The 7944-nt window shown below is 66.4% G+C and carries 3 protein-coding genes; all 3 read left to right on the top strand.

Features of this window, described 5'->3' with window-relative positions; all coding sequences use genetic code 11:
* Positions 1-541 precede the first annotated feature (541 nt).
* The 3 genes from AUJ55_02215 (at position 542) to AUJ55_02205 (ending at position 7653) form a co-directional block, all read left to right on the top strand.
* Entirely contained in the window at positions 542-3502 is a 2961-nt protein-coding gene (locus AUJ55_02215; GenBank protein OIO60241.1) for a hypothetical protein, read from the top strand.
* Between the two features lie 476 nt (positions 3503-3978).
* The gene (locus AUJ55_02210) at positions 3979-5001 is read left to right on the top strand and encodes a hypothetical protein (GenBank protein OIO60240.1); all 1023 of its coding nucleotides are present in this window, start codon (positions 3979-3981) and stop codon (positions 4999-5001) included.
* A 243-nt stretch (positions 5002-5244) separates the two neighbouring features.
* Positions 5245-7653, top strand: coding sequence for a hypothetical protein (locus tag AUJ55_02205; GenBank protein ID OIO60239.1), 2409 nt, complete (start codon positions 5245-5247; stop codon positions 7651-7653).
* Positions 7654-7944 lie beyond the last annotated feature (291 nt).

Raw genomic sequence — 7944 nt, 5'->3', positions numbered from 1 at the left:
GGGGAGTTCCTTGGGGGGCTGAGGGGGTAGATATGAGGGAAACGCCGAATCAAGTCCTCCTGCCTTTTTCGGCGACGCTGCGCAAAAACCAAAAGCGGGGCTTCGGCGACTTAGGTCGCCTCCTACGTAGAGCGGACCGAAGCTTGGTTCGGCGACGGGGTCGCCTCCTACGACAGCGGACCGAAGTCCGCGAACGCTGACCCGCCCTGCGCGGTTCGGCGACGAGTCGCCTCCTACGACAGCGCACCGAAGTCCGCGAACGCTGACCCGCCCTGCTTGGTTCGGCGACTTAGGTCGCCTCCCACGTGGAGCGCACCCTTTTGGTGGCCCATCCCTGGGTTGTTAAGGCGCCCTCGAACCGCCGCCGCCCATCGCCCCGCATCCCGCTCCGACTTGCCCCGTGTTGCAACGCACCTGTTGCGTGACCTGCGCGTGTTGTTGTTCACAAAACCCCCTATGACCCCGTGTTCTCGGGGTATCTCCCCCCCAATACCCCACGGATGATCCGGCTCCCTTTTCACATGAGCTCGGAGGATCGTCCATGAGCCATCGACCCACCCACCATTCCCGCATCGCCCTGAGTTTGATGCTGGCCGCCGCCGTCTCGGGCTGCGGCGGAGGGGGGGGAGGCTCCTCCTCCGGCTCGGGATCGACCGCCACCGCCACCCTCTCCGGCACCGCCCTGGGGGGGCGCTTTTTGAGCGGCGAGGTTTGCGCCTACGCCCTAACCGGCGGGGTCAAAGGGGCCCAGCTCGGCTGCGCTGCCATCGACCCAGCCACCTCGACCTACAGCATCGACGTCGGCAGCTACACCGGCGACGCCCTGCTCGAAATCGGGGCCGGAGCCGCCTACGACGACGAAGCCAATCCCAACGACAACACCACCGGCACCCCGGTCGGGGCCGGGACCCTGCGCTCGGTGGCCAGCGTGAGCGGCGTCGGCACCGTCGCCGCCGCCCTCACCCCCCTGACCGAGGCGGCGCTGCGGGCCGCGACCAGCCTGGCCCCCGCCGACGTCGCCGCCGCCGCTGCCCAGATTCGTACCGACCTGGGGCTCGATCCCCAGCTCGACCTCTTCGACACCCAGCCCGCCCTGAGCGCCACCACCGGGCAGCAACTGGCCTACCGCGAGGCGCTGCGGGCGCTGTCGCAAATGCAGTACGGCAACCCCACCTACCAAAGCAACCTGAGCGGCTACCTCGACCACGTCGCCCAAAACCACGCCACCTTGAAAACCCAGTTCGATACCGAGCTGAACAACGGGCTGTCGAGCGGCTGCACCCTCGACACCAGCAACGTCCTGACCTGCACCGCTGCGAGTGGCGGCAGCGGTGGTGGCACGGGTGGTGGGACGGGCGGAGGGACGGGGGGCGGCAGCGGTGGTGGAACTGGCGGCGGCAGCAGCGGCGGTTCGACCGGGGGCAACATTGGCGGCAGCGGGGGCAGCACGCCCAACGTCGGCATCGCCTTTGTTGCCCCGGCCTCGCTACCCGCCCTGGTTCACCCGAGCGGCAGCGACCCCTCGGCCAGCATCGCCGCCGCCTGGAGCGGCGCCCTGCCCGCCATGAAAAGCGCGGTGTTCCCCCCCACCACCGCCGTTCGCGCCTCGATAAGTGTCAACTATTACCCCGGCGCGGTGGGGTTGGTCCCCAATTACCTTGCCTACGAATACGACACCTCAGGGCAAGCGGTGGGGAGCAGCAAATTCGAGCTCGGCTCCGACAACCTGCCCCTGACCGCCGACGACGTGCAGGTCTACTACGCCCTGAACTACCTCGGCCAGGGCAACGCCGTGAACAACCTGCAAATCACCGGACCGGGCCTCGACGGCATCTGGCACACCGCCGACGACACTACCAATGCGTCGTACAACACGTTGCTCGGGGTCACGGGGGACGACGGCAACGGCAACCGCATCCTCGTGCCGACCTTGGTCGCCGGTCCCGACAAGACCTTCTTCACCGCCGACGACACCCTGGGCAACACCGGCTGGGATCTGATCGCCCTCAACGGTTCGGGGTACGGGGTGCAGGATGTCCACTACATCAACGCCGGTCCCGATACCGTGCTGTTTACCGCCGACGACGCCATCGGCTGGTACACCGTCGTCGAGGTCGACCCCTCGGGCAACGCCCTGCAATCGGTGACCTTCAACGGCAAGGGGGCCGATCAAACCTGGTTCACCGCCGACGATACGGTGCAAACCGCCGTGGCCGGAGTGGTGAGCGGCGGTCGGCTGACCCACACCATCGGCTATGGCCCCGGCCCCGATAGCATCTGGTTCACCTCCGACGACACGCCGAGCAGCTACAGCTTCTACGCCTACGATGCCGCCGGGTTGCTGGCCCTTGCCGCCACCTACACCGGGGCGGGGTTGGACGGGCTGTGGCTGACCGCCGACGACGTCGCCAGCGGCGCGGTCGCGACCCTGTACGACGGCTCCGGCAACGCGACCCAAACCGCCCATCTGATCGGTCGCGGAGCCGACAACCTGTGGTTCAACGGCGACGACACCCTCATCAGTTACACCGTCCAGCAAAAGGACGCCGCCGGGCACTCGCTGCGTCAGGTCACCTACAACGGCAAGGGAAGCGACGGCTTGTGGTTCACCGCCGACGACACCCCCAACGGGCCGTACACCTACCGCAGCTACAACGCCAACGGCAAAAACACCCTGTCGATCTTCTACACCGCCCCCGGTGTCGACGGCATTGCCTTCAGTGCCGACGACACCGTCAGCAGTTACACCGTCAGCCGCTTCCTGCCCGACGGCAAGCCGGCGGGGGGCTGCGCGGTGATGAACATGGGGGCCGACGGTCTGGCCTTCACCGCCGACGATCCCTGCACCTACGTCGACTCGACCCTGAACGGCGCCGGTAAGGCGATCCAATCGGTCTACCACTACGGCCCCGGCGTCGACGGCATCTACTTCAACGCCGACGATCCCATCGGCACCCCCAGCGGCTACGGCCATCTCGACTACACCTACGACGGCCAGGGGCGGATGCTCACCTACAAGCTCTACGACACCGCCGGTCCCGACGGGATCTGGCTGACCGGCGACGACACCGTGCTGATCGACGGGGTTTGGAATTACGACGTGGCGGGCAACGTCGTTCAGATCTACCGCGACGGGTTGGGGGCCATCACCGAATGGAGCCAATTGACCGCCAGCAACGGCGGCTTGACCCTCGACGGCATCACCTACAGCGACGCGGGCCCCGACACCGTTTGGCAAACCGCCGACGACACGATCGGCTACATCACCCATCAGGTGAGCGATGCCGCCGGTCATAACCTGATCTACGCCAGTGCGGGCATAGGGGTCGACAACATCTGGTTCACGGTCGACGACTACCTGCAATACACCGCCTACACCTACGACCCCCAGGGGGTGATGACCAGCCAGATCAACTACACGGGGCCCGGCCTCGACGGGGTTTGGTTCACCGCCGACGACCAGCTCAACACGGCCTCCTACCCCAACGTCCCTTGGCCATAAGGGGGGGGCCACGCAGCAAGAGGGGGGCCTTGAGCCCCCCTTTTTTTTGGATGAGGGTCTCCCGGTTGCCAACGCCCTGCCTCCCCTCCCCCTTGGGGTTCCATTGCAGGGATCGAGCAGATGGGGACAGGGTGAAGCTCGACGCCTCAGCTCGAAGCGACCTTCTCGGCAGCGAGCGCAGCGCACGGATTGCCACGACCCGGCTGGCGTCCAAGGGACGGCGCCACGTTGCCTTGAAGGGGGGGTAAAACGGGGGGGGACGGGAATCAACCGGGGATCGTCGTGCAAGCGACCCCCAAAAAACACCCCGCATCCTCGGGGGGTAGACTCGTATTTGTAACTATTTGAATAAATATAATAAATACAACATCCTCAGGCATTGATGACAGCCAAAAGCAGGATGATGATGCCTGGGTCGCTCCGTGCTCCACCCACCTGTGTCGCCCCGATCTGCATGCCCAACCAAGGAGAGTCCCATGAAACGCTCAACCCTGATGGCCCTGGCTCTAGGACTCACCCTCCCCCTCATGGCGCATGCCTCATCCTCTAAACCCTGGGACTCCCCTTGGGACGATGTTGCGGTGTTCGATCTTTCAGGCGACCGCAGCGACCAATTCGAGGATTACACCTGGGAGGACGACGCCGACGAGCTTGAGGGTACCAAGAAGGTTCTGCTGACCGATTTCGTGGTGGAGTTCGAGAACGGCTACGAACACCGGGACGACACCGCCCACGCCTACGCCTCGCTGGAGGGGTTGAGCACCGAGGGGCGGCAGAAGCTCACCGATCAACTCTACGAGCAGGTGGTGGCCGACCTGACCGCCCTGGGCTGGGAGGTGGTCGCTCCCAACCAGTTGACCGACAACCCCGATTACCAGGCGACCATCAAAGAGGCGGTGGCCACCCCCTACCACTACGAAACCAGCCTTTCGGTCGATAAGGACGAGTCCTGGTCCCGTTCGTCGATGCTGTATTCGCCCCACGGCTTCCCCCTGTATCTGCCCGCCCCCGATCAACGGGGTCAGCGGGGGATCGGCGAGGGGGGGATCATGGGCAACCTCTTCGGCTCGGTGGGGGTGCAGGTGTACCACCACGAGCAGGAGCTGGCCGACAACCAAAAGGTGCCGGTTCTTAAGGTCTGGATCGCGGTCGGATTCGGCGATGCCATGGCCGAACACAGCATGTTCGGCTCCAAGGCCTACGCCCACCCCCACATCTTGCTGCGGGGCGGGGAGGAGACCCGGCTGGCGTTTCGCACCGTCGACGCCTCGGCCAACACCATGTCGGGGGGCAAGCGGCCCGGCGACGGCTCCTCCATCGTCGCCCTCGACCAAGATGTGGTCGCCGACGCCGACTATCTGGCCAAGCCCCCCAGCAGCCCCGACGCCGGTCATTTTGTCTTCACCGCCGACGAGGCCAAGTACGACGCCATCGTCGTGAAGTATTTCGCCGCAGTGCGCGAGATGCTGCTTTTGCGCCTGAAGGACGAGGCGTTCTGACCCGGCACCCGCGCTGAACAACCTCAGGCCATGAAGGGGCGCCCCCCTTCATGGCTTTTTTTGGGCCCCGTGATCGCCCCTGAAACCGCCGACCTCTCCCCCCGTTAAAGAAACGCTGCATCAATCGGCGCCTCCTTAAGGTCGCTCTGCGATGTTGCGCACTCCCCCCCCGTTCGCGGGGTGTCTTCACCCCCTTCACCCGTACAAGATGGGCCATCCCATTCGCCGTCACGGAGGTCCGTCATGATCCGCATACCCCGCACCCCCAACCCCCTTTTGGCCCTGCTGCTGGCCGCCGCCGTAAGCGGCTGCGGCGGCGGCGGGGGCTCTTCCTCTTCGACGGGGGGTGGGACAACCACCACCTCGGTGGGCGGTTCGGTCACCAAGGGGCCGGTGGGGGGGGCCTCGGTGACCCTGTACGCCATCAACGCCGACGGCAGCCGGGGGGCGGCGGTCGCGGGTCCCTTCAGCACCGCCAGCGACGGCGCCTGGAGCGGCACCATTCCCAGCAGCGCCACCCCCCCCTTCGAGGTGGTCGCCACCGGGGGGAGCTACACCGACGAGGCGACCGGCAACACCGTTGCCCTGGGGACGGGGGCCGAACTCGAAGGGCTGATCGCCTCACTGCCCGCCAGCGGCGCCGTCACCGCCGCCATCACCCCCTACACCCACGCCCTGGCGCTGTCGGCCAAGTTGATGGCAGCGGGGGGCACGGCGGTCGGGACAGCGGTGAGCAGCGCGATTGCCTCGGCCCAAACCAACTTGGGCTTCGATCCCACCACCGTCATCCCCCCCGATCCGCTCAACCTGCCCGCCAACGCCACGGCGGCGCAAAAGCAGTACGCCGCCCTGCTCGGGGGGATCTCGCAGCTTGGGCAAAGCGCCGGGGTTGCCGGGGCGAGCCCCATCGACGTAGCGATTGCCCTGAGCCAAGACATGGCCGACGGCAAACTCGACGGACTGGACGCCTCGGGGGGGCAGGTGACCCTCTCCAACGGGGGCGGAACCGCCAACCTGCCCGCCCTCGACACCACCGGCATGACGGCGCTGAACACCGCCGCCACCACCTTCGCCGGCAACCACGCCTCGGCCTACTCGGGAGTGACCGTACCGACCATCGGCGGCGGCTTTTACACCCCGCCCAGCGGCGGTGGAACGGGGGGGGGCGGCGGGACGACCGCACCGACCATCACTTCAATCACCCCCTCTGCGGGGCCGGTCGGCACCCAAATCGCCATCGTCGGCAGCCACTTCAAAACCACCGCCGGGGGGGTGAGTGTCACCTTCGGCGGCGGGGTGCAAGCGACCCCGGTCAGCCTGACTGACGGTCTGATCGGGGTGATCGTCCCCAGCGGGGCGACTTCGGGACCGATCACCATCGCCCAACTGCCCAGCGGCGGCTCGGTCTCCTCTGTCCCCTTCACCGTCACCGGCGGCGGGGGTGGGGGCGGTACCACCACCAACGTCTACAACTTCGGCGCCGACCGCGATCTGGCCCTTTATGCCGCCGCGGCGGGCAACTACACCGTCAACGTCGCCTCGGCCAACGCCGCCACCTTTCCGGCCCTGAGTGCGGGGCAGGCGTTGACGGTCACCGTGGCGGCGAGCGGCGCCATCACCGTGAACGACACCAACCAAAACGTCGTCTACGCCACCACCTCCGCCAGCCACCCCAACGTCGCAATGGCCGCCGCCAGCCACCTTTCGGGCCCCGGCCCCAACGGCTGGGAGCTGACCTCCTGGAGCCCATCGGCGCTGACCCTGTACGACTCGCGCATCACCCTGACCCTGCATCCCAGCGGCTACGCCAAACTGGTCATCAACAAAACCCTATTGCAGCAGGATGTGGTGGCCGAAGCGGGGCAATTGCCCGCCGGTCCCCAAGGGTGGTTGCAGAGCGATGCGGGGCTAACCCTGATGGCCAAGGCAGCGGGGAGTTACCCGGTCTATGTCTGGAGCTCGACCTCCACCGATCTGCCGGTCGGCCCCTTCACCTTCGCCATGAGTCAGGTGGGGCAACAGGGCAACGTCAGCGGTGGGGCGATCAACATCACCACCAACGAGCCCAACCCCAACATCCCCATCCTCGGCAACCTGAGCGACGTCATGGCCGAGGGCTTCGTCTGGGTCGCCAACGCCTGGCGCTTCGCCTTCGGTTTCGGCAATGGCGTCCCCAGCATGGGGTTCGCCATTCAACCCAACGGCCTGATCGTCGGCACCTACACCGACGCCCTGGGTAAACAGGCGATGTTCAGCAACGATCCCATCAACCAGTACGGGACGACCGTCCCCACCGATTTCGCCGCCATCGCCGGAACCTACAGCGCTACCGGCAGCGGCGCGGCGGTCACCTTTATCGATGCCACCGGAACCCACACCATCGGGGGGGCGGGGACGATGGCGCTCACCATCGACGCCTCCGGCACGGTCAGCTACGCCCTCAACGGCGGGGCCGCCTCGGTGCTGACCTGGGACGGCAACGGCAACTACCTGACCCGCACCGGCCCCAACACCTACACCATCGAGATGGGGGACGGCAGTCAGGCCAACACGATCTTCCTCAATGTCGACCTCAGCGGTGGCAAAACCACCCCCATGTGGGAGATGCGGCTGATGACCAGCGCCAGCGGACTGATCTACCGCACCCCCTGATCTTCACCTCCTTCCCCTCCTCGACCCGGCCTGCGAGCCGGGTCTTTTTTTTCATCGACCCGACCCCGCACCCACCAAAACCGACCCCAACCCCGACCTTCACCCTTGCCTGTGGGAGGCCACTTCTGTGGCCGAAGCGAAGCTGAGTTGTCGGGGCGAGATCGGGTTTGGGTGGAGGTGGTCGCTGTTGCTCTTTGGAAGGCCGTGCTCCGCCGTGGCCGCTTTTCCTTCAGCGCACAAAAGGAGGATGCGGGGCACATCGAGCAGGCGGGGGTTGAGGTTCCAGGGTTG

The organism is Proteobacteria bacterium CG1_02_64_396 (assembly GCA_001872725.1).
Taxonomy (GTDB): Bacteria; Pseudomonadota; MNWR01; order CG1-02-64-396; family CG1-02-64-396; genus CG1-02-64-396.
Note: the sequence above shows the minus strand (reverse complement) of the source record. Positions and strands in the feature narration are given on the sequence as shown.